Source organism: Larkinella sp. VNQ87 (assembly GCF_049445795.1).
In the GTDB taxonomy this organism is placed as follows: domain Bacteria; phylum Bacteroidota; class Bacteroidia; order Cytophagales; family Spirosomataceae; genus Larkinella.
On the sequence record NZ_JBMSDT010000003.1, the window covers coordinates 96,473 to 118,646 of the forward strand.

General features: G+C 57.4%; 14 protein-coding genes and 1 pseudogene. 10 read left to right on the plus strand and 5 right to left on the minus strand.

All coding sequences use genetic code 11. The annotated features are described in order from the left end of the window. Positions 1-13: 13 nt before the first annotated feature. A complete protein-coding gene (locus tag ACO2Q8_RS05535) occupies positions 14-730 on the plus strand; it encodes a 2-phosphosulfolactate phosphatase (protein WP_423343796.1) in 717 nt (238 codons plus the stop codon). A 182-nt stretch (positions 731-912) separates the two neighbouring features. On the opposite strand, the gene acpP is transcribed toward ACO2Q8_RS05535, so the two are convergent. The 4 genes from acpP to ACO2Q8_RS05555 all read right to left on the minus strand — a co-directional run bounded on the left by acpP (position 913) and on the right by ACO2Q8_RS05555 (position 5,180). Beyond that, complete coding sequence (gene acpP, locus ACO2Q8_RS05540) at positions 913-1,152, minus strand: acyl carrier protein (RefSeq protein WP_423343797.1); 240 nt, start codon at positions 1,150-1,152, stop codon at positions 913-915. Positions 1,153-1,299: 147 nt separating this feature from the next. Continuing rightward, on the minus strand, positions 1,300-2,598 hold the full coding sequence (locus tag ACO2Q8_RS05545; RefSeq protein ID WP_423343798.1) for a TolC family protein: 1,299 nt from the start codon (positions 2,596-2,598) through the stop codon (positions 1,300-1,302). A 56-nt stretch (positions 2,599-2,654) separates the two neighbouring features. Continuing rightward, entirely contained in the window at positions 2,655-4,229 is a 1,575-nt protein-coding gene (locus tag ACO2Q8_RS05550; RefSeq protein WP_423343799.1) for a DHA2 family efflux MFS transporter permease subunit, read from the minus strand. 3 nt (positions 4,230-4,232) lie between these two features. Further along, a complete protein-coding gene (locus ACO2Q8_RS05555; protein WP_423344141.1) occupies positions 4,233-5,180 on the minus strand; it encodes an HlyD family secretion protein in 948 nt (315 codons plus the stop codon). A 356-nt stretch (positions 5,181-5,536) separates the two neighbouring features. Between ACO2Q8_RS05555 and ACO2Q8_RS05560 the strand changes: the two genes are divergently transcribed. Further along, positions 5,537-6,058, plus strand: a complete 522-nt coding sequence (locus tag ACO2Q8_RS05560) for a MarR family winged helix-turn-helix transcriptional regulator (protein ID WP_423343800.1) — start codon at positions 5,537-5,539, stop codon at positions 6,056-6,058. Positions 6,059-6,069: 11 nt separating this feature from the next. Here the strand turns inward: ACO2Q8_RS05560 and ACO2Q8_RS05565 are convergent, their stop codons facing one another. Beyond that, positions 6,070-6,717: an RNA polymerase sigma-70 factor gene (locus tag ACO2Q8_RS05565; protein ID WP_423343801.1), complete on the minus strand. Its 648-nt coding sequence runs from the start codon at positions 6,715-6,717 to the stop codon at positions 6,070-6,072. A gap of 205 nt (positions 6,718-6,922) precedes the next feature. Here ACO2Q8_RS05565 and ACO2Q8_RS05570 point away from each other — a divergent pair, with 205 nt between their 5' ends. The 8 genes and pseudogenes from ACO2Q8_RS05570 (at position 6,923) to ACO2Q8_RS05605 (ending at position 22,144) form a co-directional block, all read left to right on the plus strand. Then, positions 6,923-7,921 carry a FecR family protein gene (locus ACO2Q8_RS05570; protein ID WP_423343802.1) on the plus strand — a complete coding sequence of 333 codons (999 nt, stop codon included), beginning with the start codon at positions 6,923-6,925 and terminating at the stop codon, positions 7,919-7,921. Positions 7,922-7,952: 31 nt separating this feature from the next. Beyond that, positions 7,953-11,603, plus strand: a complete 3,651-nt coding sequence (locus tag ACO2Q8_RS05575) for a SusC/RagA family TonB-linked outer membrane protein (protein WP_423343803.1) — start codon at positions 7,953-7,955, stop codon at positions 11,601-11,603. 126 nt (positions 11,604-11,729) lie between these two features. Continuing rightward, entirely contained in the window at positions 11,730-13,226 is a 1,497-nt protein-coding gene (locus ACO2Q8_RS05580) for a RagB/SusD family nutrient uptake outer membrane protein (RefSeq protein WP_423343804.1), read from the plus strand. A gap of 114 nt (positions 13,227-13,340) precedes the next feature. Next, positions 13,341-15,054 (plus strand): annotated as a pseudogene (locus tag ACO2Q8_RS05585) (GMC oxidoreductase). Then, complete coding sequence (locus ACO2Q8_RS05590; protein WP_423343805.1) at positions 15,054-16,637, plus strand: sulfatase family protein; 1,584 nt, start codon at positions 15,054-15,056, stop codon at positions 16,635-16,637. The pseudogene ACO2Q8_RS05585 and the gene ACO2Q8_RS05590 overlap by 1 nt, the downstream one beginning before the upstream one ends. Continuing rightward, entirely contained in the window at positions 16,621-18,105 is a 1,485-nt protein-coding gene (locus tag ACO2Q8_RS05595; protein ID WP_423343806.1) for an arylsulfatase, read from the plus strand. Before ACO2Q8_RS05590 ends, ACO2Q8_RS05595 begins: the two co-directional genes overlap by 17 nt. After that, complete coding sequence (locus ACO2Q8_RS05600; RefSeq protein WP_423343807.1) at positions 18,102-19,568, plus strand: sulfatase family protein; 1,467 nt, start codon at positions 18,102-18,104, stop codon at positions 19,566-19,568. Before ACO2Q8_RS05595 ends, ACO2Q8_RS05600 begins: the two co-directional genes overlap by 4 nt. 104 nt (positions 19,569-19,672) lie before the next feature. Continuing rightward, complete coding sequence (locus tag ACO2Q8_RS05605) at positions 19,673-22,144, plus strand: alpha-L-rhamnosidase C-terminal domain-containing protein (protein WP_423343808.1); 2,472 nt, start codon at positions 19,673-19,675, stop codon at positions 22,142-22,144. Positions 22,145-22,174: the final 30 nt, after the last annotated feature.

The following is a 22,174-nucleotide window of genomic DNA, read 5'->3' on the forward strand; positions in this document are numbered from 1 at the left end:
ACGGTTCCCGATCATGAAAACCATCGACGTCTGCCTGACTCCCGATTTACTCCATCTTCATACCGATTCGCTTGAAAACTCCATTGTCGTCGTGGCCGACGTGTTCCGGGCCACGTCGTGCATGGTGACGGCCTTTGCCCACGGTGTCAACAGCATCATTCCGGTGGCGACGGTCGAGGAGTGCAGCCAGTTGCAGGGCCGGGGCTACCTGGCAGCCGCCGAACGGAACGCCAAAATGGTCGAAGGCTTCGATCTGGACAACTCGCCGTTCAGCTACATGGACGAGGGGCTGATTGGAGCCAACATCGCCATGACCACCACCAACGGCACGTACGCCATCACGCGCTCGCGGAATGCCGTGAAGGTGCTGGTCGGGTCGTTCCTGAACCTGGAAGCGATTGTACGGTTTTTGCGCGGGGAGCGGTACGACGTGCTGGTGTTGTGCGCGGGCTGGAAAGGGCGCGTCAACCTGGAAGACACGCTGTTTGCCGGTGCCTTGATCGAGCGGCTGAAAGATCAGTACATGATTCCGGAAGACAGCGGCTTGATGGCCTGGCGGTTGTATGAGCAGGGTAAAAACGATCTGCCCAGTTTTCTGGCGAATTCCTCCCACGTCCGGCGGCTCCACCGGCTGAGCATCCACAAAGACATTATCTACTGTCTGCAACACGATCTGTATGACGTCGTCCCGGTTTTACGCGGGAGTGCGTTGGTCAGCATGGAGGTATAAAAAACGGAATTCTGGCTGAGTTTCTGGTGTTTGTGCATTTTATCGGATAATTTGCACAGATTCTGTGCAAATTATCCGATAAAATGATCGAGAACGCTGACAAAATATCTAATTAACCCCAACCAAAAAGCCGGAACGACCCGCAGGTCATTCCGGCTTTTTGGTTGGGGTATCGTCAGCGATTACGCTTCCATGGCGACGTGCTGCTCGGTTTGCAGGTAGTCGACCACGCCCTGGAAGGTCATCAGTTTCGGATAATCTTCGTCGGGAATCCGGATGCCGAATTCCTGCTCCAACTGCATAATCAAATCAACTGTATCCAGGCTGTCAAGACCGAGGTCGCGCGTAAAGTGAACGGTAGGGTGAATGGCCGATTCTTTAATGCCAAAGTTTTTGAGAATGTTGGTTACGCGATCTTTCATAGTCGTAAGCTGTTTTCAGGTTGTCTAATAACGCAGACGAGGATCTGCTGGTGTGTGAGAGCGGCTATTCGTAGAGGGTGCCACGCTTAGAAAACCGTCTGATTTTATTTTTAGTTTGCCAGACAATGAACTTTTCGCGTCTAACGGCTACAAATTTTCGCCCACGAGTCGTTTGTACTCCAATTGATTCAAGATTAACTGGTATTGGTAATTCAACCGGGCCAGTTCGGCTTCCTCGACACCGGTTTCGGCGCTCTGCAATTCCACGGGCGTAATCACCCCGGACTGCAACCGAACCTGCGCAATTTCCAGCGCCTTCCGGGCCTGCAACACCTGCGTTTCCAGGTTCTGGAGCCGTTGCTGGTTGCTCCGGATGTCGGCGCTCAACTGCTCCAGATTTTGCCGTAACTGCGCATTGGCGTTCTCCACGGCGTGCCGGCTGGCATCCAGGTTCAACCGGGCGGCCTGGTTTTGCAGGCTGTACCGTTTGCCCGAATAAATCGGCACCGTCAGGTTCACTCCGGCGGCAACGTTGAATTTCATGGTGCCGATTTCCGGCAGATACCCGTTCCGATACCCCGCCGAGCCACTGAAACTTAGATTCGGTCGACCGCTGCGGCTATACGCCATCACATCGGTTTCGGCCGCCCGGACCCGGTCTTGCGCTAGTTGTACTTCTTTGTTGGTGGATTGCGCCGTTTGCAGACTGCCTTCCAGCGTAAAGGGCTGAACCTGGGCGTCGAACTGAACAGCAACCGGATTGACGACCGGATTTGAATTGCCGGTCAGATACGTCAATAACGCACGCTGCCGCTCCAGATTGTTTTGCAGATCAATTTTTCGATTTTGAGCGGCTTTCAAACGGACCTGCTGCGTGAGTAAATCATACTGTAAGGCTTCACCATTCTGTAAGCGGTTTGCAAAAATCCGGATGTTCCGCTCCGCCACGCTAATCACCGAATCCTGCACGACGAGGCTTTTTTGCAGAAAACCGACGCCGTAATAAGCAGCCGCAACCTGATAGCCGAGGTTTTGGCGGGTCAGCTCCAGGTTTCGTTTCAAAATCTGGACGTTATCGGCGGCCTGCCGGATGCTGGCGTCGGTGCGCCCGAAATCGTACAGCGTTTGCCCGATGCCGACGTTGGCATTAAAATTATGATTCGGCTGAAACTGGATGGTCGCATCCCGGCCGTTGACCGGTAGAGTGGCTTTGGCAACGGGCGTCAGATACTGGTAGCTTCCGTTTCCGGTAATGTTGGGCTGGTAAGCCGAACGGGCAATGTCGACGTGTACTTCGCCCACCCGAACCTGTTGCTCCTGCTCTTTCAGGCGCGGAAAATTGGTATTGGCCTGGTTGATCAGCGCCCGCAACTCGTCGGGAACCGACTGGGCCTGCGCGCTGAGCGAGAGCAGGACGGCGCTGATCACGATGTGAATTCGTTTCATGGCTTCGGTAAAAAAAGTGGTGGATAAGACCTATCCGGACCTTTTGAGTAATTCGGTTAGTGGGCGGCATCGGCAGCCGCTTTGGCCGCAGCCGGGTCCATTTTTTTGTTTTTCATCAGGAACAGCAGGGGCAAGGTCACGACGAAAAACAGACCCGCCAGCCGGAATGTGTCGAGGTACGAAATCATCAGCGCCTGCTTGGTAATGATGGCGTCGAGGTTCCGGTACGCGCCCGAAACCGCATCCATCGCGTTCATGCCCCGGGCGGCCAGGCTCTGTGTCAGGGTGTTCAGCCGATCGGTGGTCAGCGGGTCGCCGGGTTGCAGGTTCGACACCAGATCGCTGCGGTGAACGGCGCTGCGCTGGGCGATGTAGGTGTTGGTGATGGCAACCCCGAAAGCGCCCCCCAACTGCCGGACCATGTTCGTGAAGGCAATGCCCGTGGGCAATTCCTGCGGTTTTAGGGTCGAAATCGACTGGTTGATCAGCGGAGCGTTGATCATCGCCAAACCGGCCCCGCGTACCAGCAGCGCCCAGGTAAAATCGCGCTCACCCGCATCGGCGTTCAGGTTCGACATCATGAAGCAGAACAGAATGAACGCCAGGTAGCCGAGAATCGCGAAAAGGCGCGGAGAAACGCCACTGGCCATCGATCGCCCGACCACTGGAAACATGATCAGCGCCACGGCCCCGCCCGGAATCAGGATGTTCCCGGTTTTGGTCGCGGTGTACCCCACGATGCGCTGCGCAAACAGCGGAAAAAGCAGGATGGAGGTGAACAGACCGTAGCCGATGATGAATACCAGAATAGAGCCGACAGCCAGATTCCGGTTTTTCACCACCCGCAAATCCATCACCGGATTTTTGGTTTTCAACTCCCACCAGAGAAAAAGCGGAATCGAAATGGCGGCTGTAATGGTTAAGTAAAGAATGGTCCGGTCGTCGAACCAGTCGTCGGCTTCACCGCGTTCCAGGACGTACTGCAAACTGCCAATGCCGACTGCCAGCAGCAAAATCCCGATCTGGTCGATATGGATTTTGCTGCGGTCGATGCCAAACTCATTCGGCTGTTTTTCGACAAAGGTCGAGCACAGAAAAACCGCCAGAATCCCGATCGGCACGTTGATGAAGAACATCCAGCTCCAGTGGTAGTTGTCGATGATGTAACCGCCGAGCGTGGGGCCGAGCGTAGGTCCCATCACGATGCCCATGCCGAAAACCGCTGAGGCAATGGCCCGCTGGTTGGGTGGAAAGGCGTCGTACATAATGCCCTGAGAAGTTGAGAGCAAAGCGCCCCCGCCGATGCCCTGCAAAAACCGGAAAGCCACCAGTGTCCACAAATCGTCGGCAATCCCGCAGAAGTAGGAGGCAATCGTGAATAGGATGATGGAGCCGATGTAATAATTTTTCCGGCCAAAATAGCTTTGCAAAAAACCAGTCATCGGAATGATGATCACGTTCGCGATGGCGTAAGCCGTCACCACCCACGAAATATCTTCAATCGTCACGCCCAGATTGCCCGCCATCTGGGTCAGGCCGACGTTGACAATTGAGGTGTCAATCAATTCCAGAATAGCCGCCGAAACCGTCGTGATGACGACAATCCAGCGTCTGAATCCTGTTGCTGCCATGGGTTATTGTACTTTTACGGCCACATCCGTACTCAAACCGGCCCGTAGCAGGTCTTTATACTTAGCCGGGTTTTCGATTTCAATCTTGACCGGAACACGCTGCGTGACCTTCACGAAATTACCGGAGGCATTGTCCGGCGGAAGCAGGGCAAACTTGGCTCCCGTTGCTTCCGAGAGCGAAACCACTTTGCCGGTTATGTCCAGATCCGGGTAGGCATCGATCTTGATCTCGACCGGCTGCCCGACCCGCATGTGCTGCAGTTGCGTTTCCTTAAAGTTGGCGATTACCCAGAAGGTCGAGTCGTTGACAATCGTGAACAAGTTCTGGCCAGGCTGGACGTATTGCCCAACCACCACGTTTTTCTTTCCGATTTTTCCGGCAATGGGGGCCGTGATCCGGGCGTAGCCGAGCCGGAGTTTGGCATTGTCGATGGCGGCTTGCTTCACTTTCAACAGCGCCTGAGCCTTCTGAATGTTGGCCTGGGCTTTCGCAATGGCGGCCTGTGCAACGTTTTCCGACGTTCTGGCCAGACCAATTTGCTGAACGTTGGCTTCGTACTGCCGGGTTTGCACGTCGGCGTTGTTGCGCGAGTCGTCGAGTTGTTTTTGGGTCAGCGACTGGCCTTTGTACAGGTTTTCATCGCGTTTCAGATCATTCGTGGCCTTCGAAACCCGTGCCGCCTGAACTTCGGCATTCGATTGGGTTACTTTCAGGTTTTGCTGCACGTTCCGCAGACTAGCCTGGGCGTTTTGCAGATCGGCTTTGGCAGTCTGAATGTCGGCCAGCGTTTGCTGATAATCGGCTTCGGCCTGTTGCAGCGCCACTTCGTACTCCTGCGGATCGATGGTGATGAGCGGTTGACCGCGTTTGACAGTGGCATAGTCTTCGATGGAAACCTGCTGCACGTAACCGGCTACCCGGGCCAGAACTGGGGCCGTGCTGCCTTCAATCTGCGCATTATCCGTGGTTTCGTAATGCTAGTTGTAGCGATACGACTGAAACCCGTAGAATGCAGCCGCCATAACCGCAACGAGCAGCAGGAGCCGGGGCAGGTATTTTTTGACCGGTGTGGGTTGTTCTGATACCATGACTGTAATGTCTTGTTTTAGTAAACCAAGTTGACTATTTTTGTACAAAAGTAGGTGCTCAGTCTTAGTTAGTCAACTAGATTGACTAATTTTTGAACACTTTAACGGAATTTTAATAAGAGTTAGAAATGGTGCGAGGCAACGGTAAGTAACACGGTATCATTCCTTTGTGAAAAAATTGTAACTTGCCTACCCCATACGTATACAGTAGGATTGTTATGTATAATGAAGAGTTAACGGCGGATCAACCGTTTGATTTTCAGCTTTTTTACGAGGTACGTGAACGAAGCCTGGGTCGCGTCATGGCGAAAATGAAACGTTTTCTGGGCCGGTATGTCGAACAACGGCTTACGGAGCTGGGCTTTACGGATTTTAAAGCCAGTTACATTACGTTTCTGGGTAATCTGGAGGAAGGCGGTATCACCAACAATGAACTGGCCAAACGGGCGGGTGTCACGAAGCAGGCGATGAGCAAAATTGTCAAACTCCTGGAGGATGACAACTACATTTATACCGTCAAAGACGAGCGGGATTCGCGTTCGAGCCGCATTTTTCTGAACGAACGCGGGAAACAACTTCTGATAGCGGTTTTCAAGTGCACCGAAGAGATGCGGGCGAAGTTTCACGCCATTGCGGGACAGGAGCGGGTCGAGCAGATGATTGACACGATGGTATTGCTCGTGCGCGAAAGCGAGAAAGACGCCGGTCCACTGGCGGTTTTTCCCTGCGGACAACCCTAATCAAGCGTCGGTTAGTCGTTTTGCAGCGCTTTCCGCAGGCTGGCCAGCGCCTTGCTGATGTGCGCTTCCACGGCCTTTAAGGAAATCTGCAATTCATCGGCAATGGTCTGGTATTTCTTGCCTTCAAACCGGTTCATCAAAAACACGCGCTGGCGTTGGGGCGATAAGGCGCCGATGGCCACCTCAACGCGGTTATGCAGTTCGTCGTACGTCAGTAGATCTTCCGGCGTCAGAGCCTCAGCCGATCCCAGCACATCCTGTTCGTCCGACGGGTCCAGGTAAGTCACGGCGATTTGTTTGCCAAACTCCCGTTGCAGGTACTTGATGGAGCGGTTTCGGACGGCGGTGTACAAATACGCCCGGTAGGAGGTCGTAATCTCTTTGTACAACTCTTTCTGCCAGAAGACGTAAAACGTATCGCTGACCAGATCACGGGCAATTTCGCGGGCGTAAACAAACCGGCTGGCGTGGCTACAGAGTGGCCCGTAGTATTCCCGAAACAGCAGTTCGCAGCCTTTTTGCGGATTCTGCTCGAACACTCGCCGAATGAATTGCTCATCGTCGGGCACGGCCTGACCACCCGGCTGCGGGGCAGGGGAGTCGGGCCAGAGGGGCCGGGACCCGGGAACGGATGACGTAGACGGTGAATCGGCGGACACAGACGACAGGCGGTTGCTTCTGATGATAAGACCCCGGCGCGAAGCTTTACCCTACCTCTAATTTCTACAATTCTTAGAAATAATTCTCTGGATAATTCTAAATAAGCTGGCAAGGCGGTTTTCGACCCTGTCAAAAAATCTTTTCCCCTCGCAGGTAGGGTAAGCCGTGGGCCTTGGGTCTTGTAAGTAGAACGACAACCAACTCATGGAACCCAATCAGGTCAAAGCGGTCTTATGGGCCAACTTCTCCGGTCAGGCAACGCCCCTGCAAAAGCAGTTGCTGGCCGATTGGCTGCGCGAAGAGGGCAACGTGGAGCGCTATTACCAGGCGTTGCACGAGTGGGAGAAAGAGTACCCGCAACTGCTCCCGGATACGACCGCCGACTGGCAGCAATTTCTGACCCGTATCAACCCCGAACCCGCTCAAAAACCGCCCGTCGATGAGCAGGCCGCTGAGCTGCCAACGGCAATCGACCCCGGTCGTCTCTGGCTGGTGGCGGCCTCTGTTGCCTTGCTGGTCCTGGTCGGCTGGTGGCAGCGCGAGGCCCTGCTCTATCAAACCTACACCACGGCCTTCGGAGAAACCCGCCCGCTTACGTTGCCCGATGGAAGCCGGGTGGTGCTGAACGCTAATTCGACGTTACGGTTTCCGCGCTTTTTATCGCTGCTGCCCACCCGCGAGGCCCGGCTGTGGGGCGAAGCCGAATTCTCGGTGGTGCATACCGTCGACGACCGCCCGTTTGTTGTTCACACGCCCGACCAGTTGGAAGTGCGCGTACTGGGGACCGAATTTATTGTCTACAGCCGCGAACGGGGCAGTAAAGTCGTGCTGAACCGGGGCAAAGTGGCCCTTCACTCCCTGAAAACCGCCCAAAAACCGCTCGCCATCCGCCCGGGCGATGTTGTGACCGTCGACGCTCGCGGGACGTTTCAGCGCCGGTCGGCCCAGCCCGTGGCCGATCATGCTGCCTGGAAAGAACACCGGTTTGTCTTTAATCGCACCCCGCTCCGCGACATCGCCGAGCAAATTCAGGAGCGTTTCGGGGTCGAGGTTTTGATTCCCGACGCCACGCTGGCGGCTTTGCAAGTGTCGGGCAATTACCCCGCCCAAACCGCCGATGAAGTCCTGAGTATGTTGACGCAACTCCTGAACCTGCGGGCCGAACGCCGGGAGCAGGTCATTGTGCTGCAATCCCAAAACTAGCAACCATCTCTTTGTCAGTATTCTATTCCGTATGAACCCAGTTATACGCTCAACCTTATTCCGAAGTGTCGGCCTGGCGCTGTTGCTGAGCGCTCCGCCCCTTTGCTACGGCCAGACGCTGGCCTATCACCGCGCTGCTGTGCAGGGAGAAGGCAACCAGCCCACCCTGATCAAACTCCGGGATGCCCTGCTCGAAATGCAGAGCCGCTACCGGGTCAATATTGTGTTCAACGAAAACGTGGTGGCAGGGCGCCAGGTCGAAACGGCGAAGCTCAACGGATCGGCGAGCGTGGAAAATTGCCTTCGGAACCTGCTCAAAGACAGCGGTTTGCAACTAATTAAAACCCGGAAGGATACGTATCTGATCGTTCCGGAAAACCAATCGGGGAAGCGCGGGAATGAGGGGCCCGCCGACCAATCGCAACGGCTTGAACTGCTTAATACCCCGCCCCTTACAACCGGAACCGCATCCCCAAACGCGCTGCCCGTACCAAGCCCGCAGATCGTTCGGGTGCAGGTCAGCGGGCGCGTTACCGACGAAAACAATAACGGCTTGCCCGGCGTCAACATCACCGAGCGCGGCACGACCAACGGCACCACCACCGATGCGGAAGGCAACTACCGGCTTTCGGTCGAAGGAGGGGGCAGTGTGTTGGCGTTCAGTTTTTTAGGCTACCAGACCCAAAGCCTGACGGTGGGCTCGAATACCGTGCTGAACCTGCGGATGACGCCCGATGAACGCTCACTGAGTGAAGTGGTGGTAATCGGGTACGGCGAACGCCAGCGGAAGGACCTGACCGGGGCGGTTTCGGTGGTCGGGGCCGACGATCTGGTGAAGGCCAAAGCGCTTAACCCCGAACTTTCCATGCAGGGCCGACTGCCCGGCGTTTTTGTCTCGACACCCGGTGGAGCGCCCAACGCCCGGCCGGTGGTCCGGATTCGGGGGGTTAATACGCTGGGATTCAACGATCCGCTGTATGTAATCGACGGCGTTCCGGTAACGGAATACGGCAACGGCGCTCCGCAGTCGGGCAACTCGGCCCAGGCGACGGACATTCGCGGCAGCATCAACATCCTGAACCTGATTAACCCCAACGACATTGAAAGCATTTCGGTCCTGAAAGATGCCTCCTCGGCGGCTATCTACGGGGTGCGGGCAGCCAACGGCGTGGTGCTGATCACGACGAAGCGCGGCAAAGCCGGTCGGCCCCGGGTGGAAGTGGCGGCATCGCGCGGGGTTCAAAACCTGCCAAACCGGTATGACGTGCTCAATTTGCCGGAATACGTTGATCTGGTTCGCGAGATGTACGCCAACAACCCGGCCCAGGCCAACAACCTGCCCACCGTTTACCGCGAGGGCAGCGCGGCTTACCTCGGTAATCTGCCGCAGCAGGACTGGCAGTCGGCCATCGTCAACAAAAATGCGGTTACGGAAGATTACAGCGCGAAAATTTCGGGCGGATCGGAGTCGACGACGTATTACGTGTCGGGCGGGTATGCCCGGACCGAAAGTCCGATTCAGCAGAACAACTTCAAGCGGTATTCGCTGGCGTTCAACCTGACCAGCAAGATCGGGCGGCTGATCGAAGTCGGGCTGACCAACCGGCTGAGCTACGTCGATGCGCTCGACAACAGCCAGACAGACCTGGCTTCAGCCTGGCGGTATGCGCCCTGGCAACCGCTGACGGCTTTGGAAGGTCGGCCGCAGTACAACGGCCTGGCGCAGGTCGTGAACCCAACGTTCAACCCGAACCCCAATTTTAACCCGACACTCGTATCGCTTGGGGGCGGCCCTTTTACGATCACGAACAACGCGCTGCTTTACGGCACGGCTACCCGGACCAACGTGCTGGGTGCCTGGGATACGCGCCGGACCGATTACAGCCTGCTCCGCAATCTGGGGTCGGCCTACGTGCAACTTGAACCGATTCGGGGCCTGAAACTGAAAGGAACCCTCAGCGCCGACTGGTACCTCAACGTCCGGAACACCTGGCAGAGCGTAGAATACTACCGGTTTGCCTCGCCGTTCGTCAACACCTTCTCGGCGACGAACGGCACCTCGAAAGGACAGATTCAACAACGGACTTCCCGCAATTACAACCTGGTGAAGGAGTTTAGCATCAATTATGCCCGCATGTTCGGCGATCATTCGGTGGATCTGCTGGTCAATGCAATGGATCAGAAATATGGCTCAAACTTCACCCAGGCGTTTAATACCCAGATCAATTACTACAACCCGGATGCCCTGGCCCTGCTTAATACCACTCCGTATTCAACGGCCCTCGTGGTTCCGGAAAACAACGCCCTTCAAGGCTATTTAGGCCGGTTAAGCTACCACTACAAGAGCAAATATTACCTCGATGCCACCATCCGGCGGGATGGCACGTCGCGTTTCGACCGCGACTACCGCTGGGGCACGTTCCCCTCACTGGCCGTGGCCTGGCGCATCTCGGCCGAACCGTTCCTAAAACCGCTGACGTGGCTGACGGACCTGAAAATCCGGGCCGGTATCGGCGAAATCGGGAACCAGGAAACCACCCAGTTCGCGTTTGTCTCCCTGGTCAACTTCAACCCGGACTATTCCTACGGGTCGGGCGTTAACGGCGATGCCATCGGCGGGTTGCAAAACGGCATCCGGCTCGCGAATATCCCCGTACGTAATCTGTCGTGGGAGCGGGTGCTGACGCGCAACATCGGGTTTGATGCCTCCCTGTTTGAAAACCGCATCACGGCCACGGTCGAATACTACGACAAGAAAACCTCGGGCATTCTGCAGACGGTGACCCTGCCAGCCAGCGCGGGTATCGACGACGGCCAGGCACCGACTAACAACATTGCTTCCGTGCGCAACAGCGGTTTTGAGTTTCAGGTGACCTACAACGGGAAAGTCGGCAACGACCTGACCTACAACATCGGCGGGAACCTGACGACGGTGAACAACCGCGTTACCGGTCTCTACCGCGATCTGGCCTTTACGAGTGGTAACAACCGCACCGAAATCGGCCAGCCGATTGGCTACATTTTTGGCTACAAATTCGCTGGAATTTTTCAGAACCAGGGCGAAATCGATGCCTACAAGGCCACGCGGCCGAGTGGGGCTGCGGCCAAAGACGCTATCAACGGCGACCGCATGGTGCCGGGCGATGCCTATTTTGAAGACACCAACGGCGACGGCATCGTGAACGCCAACGACCGGGTGTTTCTGGGCCGAAGCGTCAACAACCCCGGTTTTTTCTACGGCGTTAATCTGGGGGCCACCTACCGGGGCTTCGACTTCTCGCTGTTTTTTCAGGGCGTGGGCGATGTGCAGAACATCAACACGGAGCGGCAGGCCGGGATCAGCATGAACTCCGAAAACATCAACTACTGGACCGATGTTCGCAACCGCTGGACAGCCTCGAACCCGTCGACCACGCTGCCCCGCGCCGTACAGGGCGATCCGGCCAGCAACAACCGGTTTTCCGACCGGTTTGTCGAAGACGCCAGTTTCATGCGGCTGAAAAACCTTCAGCTAGGCTATACGCTGCCCAAATCAATTCTGGGCACGGTGCTTTCCAACGTCCGCGTTTACCTGACCGGCAACAACGTCCTGACGTTCACCAACTGGTCCGGCCTTGATCCGGAAAATGACGCCATTCCGCCCGCCCGTTCCTGGATTCTGGGCGTGAACGTTAATTTTTAAAGAGCGAAAGGGTTAAAGAGTGAAAGAGCGATTGGCAAAGCCTGAACGCTGTCATTTCTCTCATCCACTCTTTCGCTCAATCACTCTTTCATTCATTCGCTCTTTCACTCTTTATATATGAAACCGATGAAACCGATCCTTTACACCGTGGCGCTGATTCTGGCAATGAGCGCCTGTAACCCGGACAATCTGGACGTTGCGCCGGGTAACCCGACCGAAGCCAGTTTCTTTACGACCGAACAGGATTTCGAAGCCCTGATCCGGGGTGTATACGCCAAACAGGTCGAACTGTACAATTACCGCGTCGGGGGCTATGTCCACTCGGTGCGCCACCTACCCGGCGACGACATCACAACCACCGGGGCCAACCCGCTCGAAACCTTTGCGTCGCTCCAGCCCAACGTCGGCACGCTGACCAATTACTACGTGAGTCTGTACCGAATCATTTACCGCGCCAACACCGCCCTCGACAAAATCAATACGGCGGCAGCCGGTGTTTACCGGACTGCCGGTTTGCAGGATCGACACCGGGGCGAAGCGCTCTTTCTGCGCGGTCTGGCCTATTTCTGGTTGGCCAACACCTTCGGCACCTCGCCCCTGCGGACCGAGCGGCTGAGTTCACTCGATCAGGTAACCGTGCCTTCGGTGGCCGACGGGCAGTTGCTCGACCAGGCGGTTAAAGATTTTACGGAAGCGGCCAACCTGCTGCCTGAGACCTGGGACGCCCGCAATGCCGGACGCGCCACGAGCAATGCGGCCAACGGGATGCTCGGGAAGTGCCTGGTGTTTCGCGGAACGATCAACAAAACCACGGCGGATTTTACGGCGGCCGTGGCGGCTTTTGCCATGATCAGAAACCGGTCGCTGGTGGCTAACTTTGCCGATAACTTTGCCGCTGACCGCGAAAACAATGCCGAATCGCTCTATGAGTTTCAGGCCAGCCAGCCGCCCGGCACCGATAACGTCTTCTTGCCCGATGACTTCGAACCGGGGGGCGTCGGCTCCACCTCGGGTTTCTGGGGTATTTTTGAACCCAACAACTCGCTGCTTTTCGGGGCACCCCGCTTCATTGCCACCCGCAAGCTGGTGGATGCGTTCGACCCTGCCGATCCCCGGCGCGACCTGACGCTCAACCCCGCTACCCGCGACATTCGGAAATACTGGACCCGCGACTTGAAAACATCCAACCCGGGCGCGTCCGCCAATAACGCCCGGATTCTGCGCTACGCGGATGTACTGCTACTGCAGGCCGAAGCCCTGGTGCAGTCGGGCGGTTCGGTGGCCGACGCCATCGGGTTGGTCAACCAGGTCCGGACGCGGGCGCGGAACATGGTGCCGGGCGGTACGGTTCCGGTCAACCTGCCCACCACGCTGACGGCCGCCCAGGCGCTGGACGCGATCCGAACGGAGCGGTTTCTGGAACTCGCGGGCGAAGAGTCGCACCGCTGGTTCGACCTGCGCCGGTGGCACCGGGGCGGTCAGATCAACCTAGCGTCGGGCTTCGACTTCAGTTCCGACCAGCCGACCCAGTTCGGTTTTGATGTCAATAAAAACCTGTTGTTCCCAATTCCGCTGAGCGAAACCGACAATAATCCGGAAGCGAAACAAAACCCGGGGTATTAAGCGAAGTCGTCTGTTGAAGACCAGCTCGTACTGACAGATCACAGAGAGAATTACAGGGAACATGAGGAATAAATTCTACCTCACGTCTTTTTAGAATACCGTCTTTATGCTCCCATGAACCTGAACCTGAAAGCAAAAGTCAACAACACATTCGACGCCCTGGTGGTCGGCTCAGGCATCAGCGGAGGCTGGGCCGCCAAAGAACTGACCCAGAAAGGGTTGCGGGTGCTGATGCTCGAACGCGGCCGCAACCTCGAACACATCACTGGCTACGAAACGGCGATGAAAGCGCCCTGGGAGTTTGCCCACCGGGGCCGGACGGTTTTGGCTCCGGTGCAACCCGCTCCCCCATTCCGCATTCATACGCCCAATGAGCAAAACGGCCAGTTTTGGCTCGACGACCGCAAAGCGCCCTACCGCGAAGTGCAGCCCTTCGACTGGTACCGCCCCGATATTCTGGGCGGGAAATCGGTGATGTGGGGGCGGCAAAGCTACCGCTGGAGCGACCTGGACTTCGAAGCCAACGCCCGCGACGGTTTTGGCGTCGACTGGCCGATTCGGTACAAAGACCTTGCGCCCTGGTACAGTTACGTCGAGAAGTTTGCTGGTATTTCGGGCCAAAAAGAAGGGTTGCCGCAACTGCCCGACGGAGAATTTCTGCCGCCAATGGACATGAATTGCGTCGAAACGCACATCAGTCGGCAACTTAAGTCGAAAATGAACCGGGTCATGACCATCGGCCGGACGGCCAATCTGTCGCAGGCGGCTCCGGTTCACACGGCCCTGGGGCGGGCTTCGTGCCAGTACCGGAATATGTGCAACCGGGGCTGTCCGTTCGGCGCGTACTTCAGCACGCTCTCGGCGACGCTGCCAGCCGCCCGCCAGACCAACCGACTGACGGTTCGGACCGACAGCATCGTGTCGGAAGTGCTGTTTGATGAGAAAAAACAGCGGGCGACTGGCGTTCGGGTGATCGACGCCCGGACCAAACAAACCGTCGAGTACTACGCTCCGATTATTTTCCTGAATGCCTCGGCGATGTCTACCAATTTTATCCTGCTCAATTCGGTATCAAACCGGTTTCCGAACGGCTTTGGTAACGACAGCGGGACGCTCGGCAAATACATCATGGATCACCACTTCCAGGTGGGAGCCAACGGCATGGCCGACGGACTCGGTTTCGACGACAAATATTATTACGGTCGTCGGGCCAATGGCATTTACATTCCCCCGCTACCGGAACGTTGGGGCCGATAAACGGGATTACCTGCGCGGATTCGGGTATCAGGGCGGGGCATCGCGCTCGGGTTGGCAGCGGCTCGTGGCCGAAACCGGATTTGGCCCCGAACTGAAAGAACAGGCCAGCCAGCCCGGTCCCTGGACGATGGGCCTGATCGCCTTCGGCGAGTGCCTGCCCTACGAAGACAACCAGATTACGCTCGACCGCAACCGGCCCGATCACTGGGGGTTGCCCACGGTGGTGTTCGACGTGCGGTTTCGGGAAAACGAAAAACAAATGCAGAAGGATATGGCCAACGATGCTGCCGAAATGCTCGAAGCGGCCGGGTTGAAGCAGGTCAGCACCTACGACAACAAGGGCGTACCGGGGCTGGCCATTCACGAAGTGGGCGGGGTGCGGATGGGCCGCGACCCGAAAACGTCGATGCTCAACGCGCACAACCAATTGTGGGCGGCCAAAAACGTCTTCGTGACCGACGGAGCTTCATTTGCGTCCGTAGCCTGGCAAAATCCCTCACTCACGTTCATGGCCCTGACAGCCCGGGCGGCTGATTTTGCGGTCAGTGAATTGAAAAAGAAAAACCTGTAATGCAACGACGCGATTTCTTGACCCAGACATTGACGGCCCTGGCTGCGGCCGGTGTAAGTGGCCCCTTGCTGAGTGGGAAATCGGCGCGTGCGGTCCGGAACATCGTATTGCTCATCGGCGACGACCACTCGGCGCGCGTGATGGGCAGTTACGGCAATCCCTTGATCCGGACGCCCCACCTCGACCGGCTGGCGCGGGAGGGCATGCGGTTTACGAATGCCTTTTGCCAGTCGCCGGTGTGCAGTGCCTCCCGGCAGTCGCTGCTGACGGGGACCTATCCGCACCGGACGGGCGTCAATTTGCTGTTCACCTCGTTTTCGGACGAAAAAAATTACACCATTGCCGAGCATTTGCAAAGCCACGGGTATCGGACGGCGGCCATCGGCAAAATGCACACCAACAACCAGCAACCGCACGGTTTTCAGGTCCGGAAAGACACCGCCGAGTACACGCGCTGGCTGAAGGCGAAGGGCGGCCCGAAGTCCGTGCCGGGCGACGTGCCGACTCGCGATATGAGCAAGACAAAGGGTTTTTCGGTCGAACAGTGGGTCAATCCGGGGGTTCGGCCCGAGCCGCTTTATGACGCGGATGCTCTGGATACCTACCTGGCGCGGGAAGCCATTTCGTTCGTGGAAGAAAAATCCGACAAGCCGTTTCTCCTGTTTGTGGGGTTTCATGCGCCCCACGCACCGATGAATTTTCCGGTCGAGTTTGCCGGGCGGTATCGGCCGGAAGACCTGCCGCCCGGCCGATTTGGGCCGGAAGATGTGCCCTGGACACCCGCCATTTTCAAAGACCTGACCGAACTGCAGAAGCGCGAAATTGTAGCCGGTTACTACACCTGCGTCGAATACCTCGATAAAAATGTCGGATTAGTCCTCAATGCGCTGGACGCCAGCGGCCACCGCGACGACACGCTGTTGGTGTACATTTCGGACCACGGCTACCTGCTCGGCGACCACAACCGCTTCGAGAAACACACGATGTGGGAGCCCACCGTCCGCTCCCCGTTGCTGATCCGGATGCCGGGCATAAAACCGGGCGTTTGCGACGAACTCGTTGAGCTGGTCGATCTGGTGCCGACCTTTGCCGAAGCTGCCAGTACGCCCGCATTGCCCGGAATTCAGGGGAAAAGCCTGGTGCCGGTGCTCCAAAAACCGGCCCAGCGGCGGAAAGCCGGTTTTCGGGAAGCGGTTTTTTCGGAATACCTCGTGGACAACATGGCGATGCTCCGGACCACTGACTGGAAGTATGTATTTTCGACGAACCAGTACGACCTCGGATTGGGCTACGCGATTGGCGAAAACCGCCCGACGGGCTACGTGCAACGACTGTACGACCTTCGGCGCGATCCCGACGAATTGCACAACCTGGCGGGCGAACCGGCGCATCGGCGGCAACTGGAAACACTACGGAATCAGTTGCTTGCGGTTTTTCGGGAAACGCACCTGGAAGCCCATCAGCTACCGCCCAACCTGACCGCTGAGCAACAACTGGCCTGGTTTTGCGAACCGCGTGACGAGGTGTCTGACCTGGAGAAACGCCTTTTTCCCCATCCGGAACGCTATGAAAAAAAGAAATAACCCGTTGAGTGCCGACCGGTTTGGCGGAAAGAAAAACCGGTCAATGGTTCCGAATCCAGTTTTGAGCTTCCTGGTGCTGACCCTGGTGGGCGTGCTGACCAGTCTGGCACCCGCTCCAAAGTCCGCGCCCCTGGGGTCGAAGCCGGTTTCGAAGCCGAACATTATCTACATTTTGATGGACGACCTGGGTGTGGAAGAAATCGTGCCGTATGGGAAAAATATTCTGAAAACGCCCCACCTGAGCCGGATGGTGCGGGAGGGGCTGGTGTTTACGCAGCATTACGCCGGAACGTCGGTTTGTGCGCCCTCGCGCTGCGCCCTAATGACAGGGATGCACACGGGCCACTGCGAAGTGCGGGGCAACAAGCAAATGGAACCCCACGGTCAGATGCCGATTTCGTCCGAAACCGTTACGGTCGCGGAATTATTGAAGGATGCGGGCTACGAAACCGCGCTGTTTGGCAAGTGGGGGCTGGGTATCGAAGGCACCACCGGCGAACCGACCCGCCAGGGTTTCGATCAGTATTACGGCTACCTCGATCAGGTGCTGGCGCACAATAATTTTCCGGCCTATCTGGTGCGGAACGGCCACCGCGAACTGCTGCCAAATGAGGTGATCTGGGAACCCGAAACCGCCTTGTTCAAAGGATTGGGCAGTTTTACGCCGGAGCCGAAGGTCTACAGCAACGATCTGTTCACCAAAGAAGGGGTGCAGTTCCTGGAAAAACCGCACTCAAAACCGTTCTTTCTCTACCTGAGCTACACCTTGCCCCACAACAACGGCGAAGCGCCGAAAAACCAGCGGTTTCAGGCCCCGACGCTGGCCCCGTACGAAAACGAACCCTGGACCCCGCTCGAAAAGAATTATGCCGCCACCATTACCCGCATGGACGAATATGTGGGGCAAATCATGGCGACGCTCAAAGCCCGGGGCCTCGACAAGAACACGCTCGTACTCTTCACGAGCGATAACGGCTCGACGGAGGACATTCCGGAGCGGTTTGCCCGCGCCAATCAGTTGCGCGGCATGAAACGCAGTCCGTACGAAGGCGGCATCCGCGCTCCGCTGATTGCCTGGTGGCCCGGCCAGATCAAACCCGGCGCGAGCGACCTGCCGACCGCCCAGTGGGACTTTCTGGCGACGGCCTGCGAACTGGCGGGCGTCCGGCCCCCGGCCCATACCGACAGCCGTTCCATTGTACCCACCTTGCTGGGTCGGAAAGGGCAGCCATTGGCCCCGTATCTTTACTGGGAATTTCACGAGCAGGGCGGCTGGCAGGCCATTCGGCAGGGACATAACAAGTTGATTTTTAAGGTAAAAACCGGGCAGTATGAGCTTTACGATTTGCAAAAAGATCCCGGCGAGAAAACGAACCGGATCGACCAGGAACCGGGTCTGGCGAACCGCCTGAAGACACTACTGGCCGCTGCCCGAACCCCTTCGAAGGACTTTAACTTTGGGAAATGAAAAAACTACTGCTGCTTTGGCTGCTGGCGGGGCCGGTTTTGGCTCAAACTCCTCCGGCGGCTAGCCGCTTGCCGAATGTTTTGCTGGTCGTCGGCGATGACCACGATTTGTCGGCAATTGGTTGTTATGGAAACCGTCAGGTCAAAACGCCCCATCTCGATGCACTGGCGCGGGAGGGCGTCCGGTTTACGCGGGCCTATGCCACCACCTCCTCGTGCAGCCCCAGCCGCTCGACGCTGCTGGCCGGACGGCACAACCACAATACCGGGCAGTACGGGCTGGCCCACGCGACGCACCATTTCCGCTCGCACGAAACCCTGAAAACGCTGCCCGCCCTGCTCCATGAAGCGGGCTACACCACCGCCCGCATTGGCAAATACCATGTCGAACCCGCATCGGCCTATCCGTTTGATCAGGCGCTGAGCGAAAACGGCAGCAACCCCGTCAAAATGGCCGGGCAGTGTGCCGATTTTCTGGAAGCGAACCGAACCAGGCCATTTTTCCTGTATTTCTGTACCACCGACCCGCACCGGGCGGGCAATGGCGACAATCTGCCGTACAAAGCCAATCCGCACGGCAACAAACCGGGTGGGCACGAGGGCGTCACCGAAACCGTGTACGGGCCGGATTCGCTGAAGGTGCCGTTTTTCCTGCCCGATGCGCCCGAAACCCGGGCCGAACTGGCGCAGTATTACCAGTCGGTTTCGCGCATGGATCAGGGCATTGGTCGGCTGTTGGCCTTGTTAAAAGAAAAAGGATTGTGGGACAACACCATCGTGATCTATTTATCCGACAACGGCATGCCGGTGCCGGGAGCCAAGACAACCCACTACGAACCGGGGGTACGGTTGCCGCTGATTGTCTGTAATCCGTTTTCCACGCTGAAAGGGCAGGTTTGTCACGAGCTGGTGTCGTGGGTGGATGTAGCACCGACCATTCTCGACTTCGCCGGACTCAACCCGCCCGTGCTGGCGACGGCCCCGCGCCCAGCCGGAGGGGGCGAATTTGCGGAACGCGGGCCGACAAGTTTCTTCCACGGCAAATCCTGGAAACCGTATTTCGAAAAACCGGCTCAGTTTAAGGCCGATACACTCTTTTTGTCACACACCTTCCACGAAGTGACGATGTATTACCCGATGCGGTCGGTGGTGACGAAGCGGTACAAGCTCATTCACAACCTGGCCCATGCGCTGCCGTTCCCGTTTGCGGCCGATCTGTGGGCCTCGTCCACCTGGCAGGGCTTTATGCGGTCGGGCAAGACGCAGTATGGCCCCCGTTCGCGGCAGGCGTATGAACAGCGCCCGGCCTTTGAACTGTATGACCTGGAAAAAGACCCGCAGGAGCGCGTCAATCTGGCGAAAAGCAAAGCGCATCAGGCCATTTTCAACACCCTGCTGGCGTCGCTGAAGCAGTTTCAGGAACAGACCAACGACCCCTGGCGGGTCAAATGGCGACACGAGTAATTGATCAATTCCTAACGTCATACCCCACCCCAACCCCTCCCCCGTAGGGAGGGGTTGGGGTGGGGTAAAATCTGATCAACCAATACACTAAACCCTTTCTCTTTGTGAAAAAACTGCTTGCTCTTTGGCTGGCGCTGGGCTGGCTATGTCCCGGTTACGCCCAGACGGACCGGATTTCGGTCACCGAATTGAACGTGCCGACGCCCCGGTATGCGCCCACGGTCATGAAAGCCCAGTGGATTATGCACCCCGATTTGTCGGGTGGTGAGTCGGCAGTGGTTTTGTTCCGGCGGGTTTTCGAGTTGCCGGAAAAACCGGCGCGGTTTGTCGTCAACGTGTCGGCAGATAATCATTACACGCTGTATGTCAATGGCAAACAGGTCTGTTTTGGGCCGCAGTTGTCCGACATTCGGCACTGGCGCTACGAAACCGTCGATCTGGCCCCGTGGCTCGAAGCGGGCCGAAATGTCATCGCGGCAGAAGTGGTCAACTACGGCCCTGACCGGTTTTTCGGGATTCAGTCGTACCGCACGGCGTTTTTCCTGAACACGCCCGAACTGACTGAAAAAAGCCCGGTCCATACGACAGCTCAGAACGGCTGGCGGGTGTTGCACAACCGGGGCGTGGCCCACAAGGCGGTGCGCTGGCGGGTGCGGCCCGAAGACCGCGACATCATTGGCGGTCTTTACGCGGCCAATCCTACCGACAGCCTCAACACGGCGGCTTATCCCTGGGGTTGGGAGCAGGCCGGTTTTAACGATGCCGACTGGAAACCGGCCGTTTTCTGCGAAAGCGCCAGCGCGTATGGGGGCGGTTTTGCCTGGCTCCTCGAACCGCGCAACACCGCCCTGCAACACCAGCGCACCGAACGGCTGGCCCGCATTGCCCGGTTTTCCGGGGGCACCGTCGACGCCGGTTTTCTGCAAGGGAAAGCCGTCACGATCCCGGCCAAAAGCCGCCTGACGCTGTTGCTCGATAATACCGTGCTGACCATCGGCTATCCCCGGTTCCGGTTTTCGGGTGGGAAGGGCGGTTTGGTCCGGATTGGGTACGCCGAAAACCTGTTCGTTCCGAAAACACTGGTTAAAATCAACCGGAACCAGATCGAGGGGCAGCAGTTTCTGGGCCTGAAAGACATCATCGTGCCCGACGGTTCGGCCGACCGGACGTTCCGCCCGACCTGGCTGCGGGCGTTCCGGTTTGTGCAACTCGAAATCACGACCGGGACCGAGCCGTTGATCATTCACGATTTTTACAACGACTACACATCCAATCCATACCCGGTCAAAGCCAGTTTTTCGGCCAATAATCCCGATTACGCCGGTATTTTTGCCCTCTGCCGCCGAACCGCCGAAGTCTGCACCCAGGATTATTTTCTGAGCGACGCCTATTACGAAACCATGCAATACCTGGGCGACTCGAAAGTGCACGACCTAACCTGGCTGGCGCTGACCGGCAATGATCACCATGTGCGGAATGCGCTCGAACAATTTCACTACTCGCGGCTCTGGGATGGTAATCTGACGAGTTGTTACCCCTTGCGGTCGACGTTTGTTCTTCCGACGTATTCCGTTATCTGGGTCGATATGCTCTGGGATTACCTGCTCTGGTCGGGCGATAAAGCGTTTATTCGCCAATTTGTTCCCGGTATTCACCAGACGTTAGCCATGTTTGACGGGCTGATGAAACCGGACGGCATCGCCGGAGCGACCCGCTGGGCGCATTTTGTCGATTGGTACCAGGATTCGAGCCGGGGTGGGCTGGCGGGTGGGCAGGACGGGTCCAATTCGGCCGTCGTGACGCTGCATTACGTGTATGCCCTGCAAAATGCCGCCCGGATTTTTGATGCGCTGGGCGACCCGGCTTCGGCGACCACCTACCGGCAACGCGCCGACCGGATCAAAAAGCAGGTATATGCTGCCTGCTTTGATGCCCAACGAGGTCTGCTTTCCGAGCGGCCGCTCTCGGCCCAACCGGTCGGCAAGAGGTATTTCGACCAGCATACAAACATCATGGGGGTGCTGACCGACGCGCTGCCCGCTGACCGGCAAGTGGCGGCTCTGCAAACGATTTTGAGCGATACCACCATCAGCCAGGCCACGTACTACTACCGGTTTTATCTGTTTGAGGCCTTGCAGAAAGCGGGCGGTGGGGTGGCCGCTGGTCAGCAGGAGAAGGTAGCGGCCCTAATAGCACCTGCACTGGCTCCCTGGAAGAAGTTGCTGGCCGACGGGTTGACGACGACGCCTGAACGGTTTGCATCGGCGGGGAAAGCCATGCGCTCCGAGTGCCACCCCTGGAGTACGGCACCGGCTTACCATTTCTTCAGTACCATCGCCGGTGTTCGCCCGGCTGAACCCGGTTTTAAAACGCTGTCGATGCGGCCGCTGTTCGGCGAGCTGAACCAGATTGAGGGGACTTATCCGCATCCGGCGGGCGAACTGACGTTCCGCCTGGAGCAGCAAGGCCAAAAACTGACTGGTTCGGTGACGTTACCCGCTGGCGTAAGCGGAACCTTGGTCTGGAAAGGCCGCACACTGCCGTTAAAAGCCGGTCGTCAATCGGTGGGTCTTTGAGAAAAACCGTATCTTCATCACCCATTCGTA

Excerpts from the sequence above, each read along its gene's own strand:
- ACO2Q8_RS05535 (WP_423343796.1), top strand. The coding sequence starts at position 14 with ATGAAAACCATCGACGTCTGCCTGACTCCCGATTTACTCCATCTTCAT.
- acpP (WP_423343797.1), bottom strand. The coding sequence starts at position 1,152 with ATGAAAGATCGCGTAACCAACATTCTCAAAAACTTTGGCATTAAAGAA.
- ACO2Q8_RS05545 (WP_423343798.1), bottom strand. The coding sequence starts at position 2,598 with ATGAAACGAATTCACATCGTGATCAGCGCCGTCCTGCTCTCGCTCAGC.
- ACO2Q8_RS05550 (WP_423343799.1), bottom strand. The coding sequence starts at position 4,229 with ATGGCAGCAACAGGATTCAGACGCTGGATTGTCGTCATCACGACGGTT.
- ACO2Q8_RS05560 (WP_423343800.1), top strand. The coding sequence starts at position 5,537 with ATGTATAATGAAGAGTTAACGGCGGATCAACCGTTTGATTTTCAGCTT.
- ACO2Q8_RS05570 (WP_423343802.1), top strand. The coding sequence starts at position 6,923 with ATGGAACCCAATCAGGTCAAAGCGGTCTTATGGGCCAACTTCTCCGGT.
- ACO2Q8_RS05575 (WP_423343803.1), top strand. The coding sequence starts at position 7,953 with ATGAACCCAGTTATACGCTCAACCTTATTCCGAAGTGTCGGCCTGGCG.
- ACO2Q8_RS05580 (WP_423343804.1), top strand. The coding sequence starts at position 11,730 with ATGAAACCGATCCTTTACACCGTGGCGCTGATTCTGGCAATGAGCGCC.
- ACO2Q8_RS05590 (WP_423343805.1), top strand. The coding sequence starts at position 15,054 with ATGCAACGACGCGATTTCTTGACCCAGACATTGACGGCCCTGGCTGCG.
- ACO2Q8_RS05595 (WP_423343806.1), top strand. The coding sequence starts at position 16,621 with ATGAAAAAAAGAAATAACCCGTTGAGTGCCGACCGGTTTGGCGGAAAG.
- ACO2Q8_RS05600 (WP_423343807.1), top strand. The coding sequence starts at position 18,102 with ATGAAAAAACTACTGCTGCTTTGGCTGCTGGCGGGGCCGGTTTTGGCT.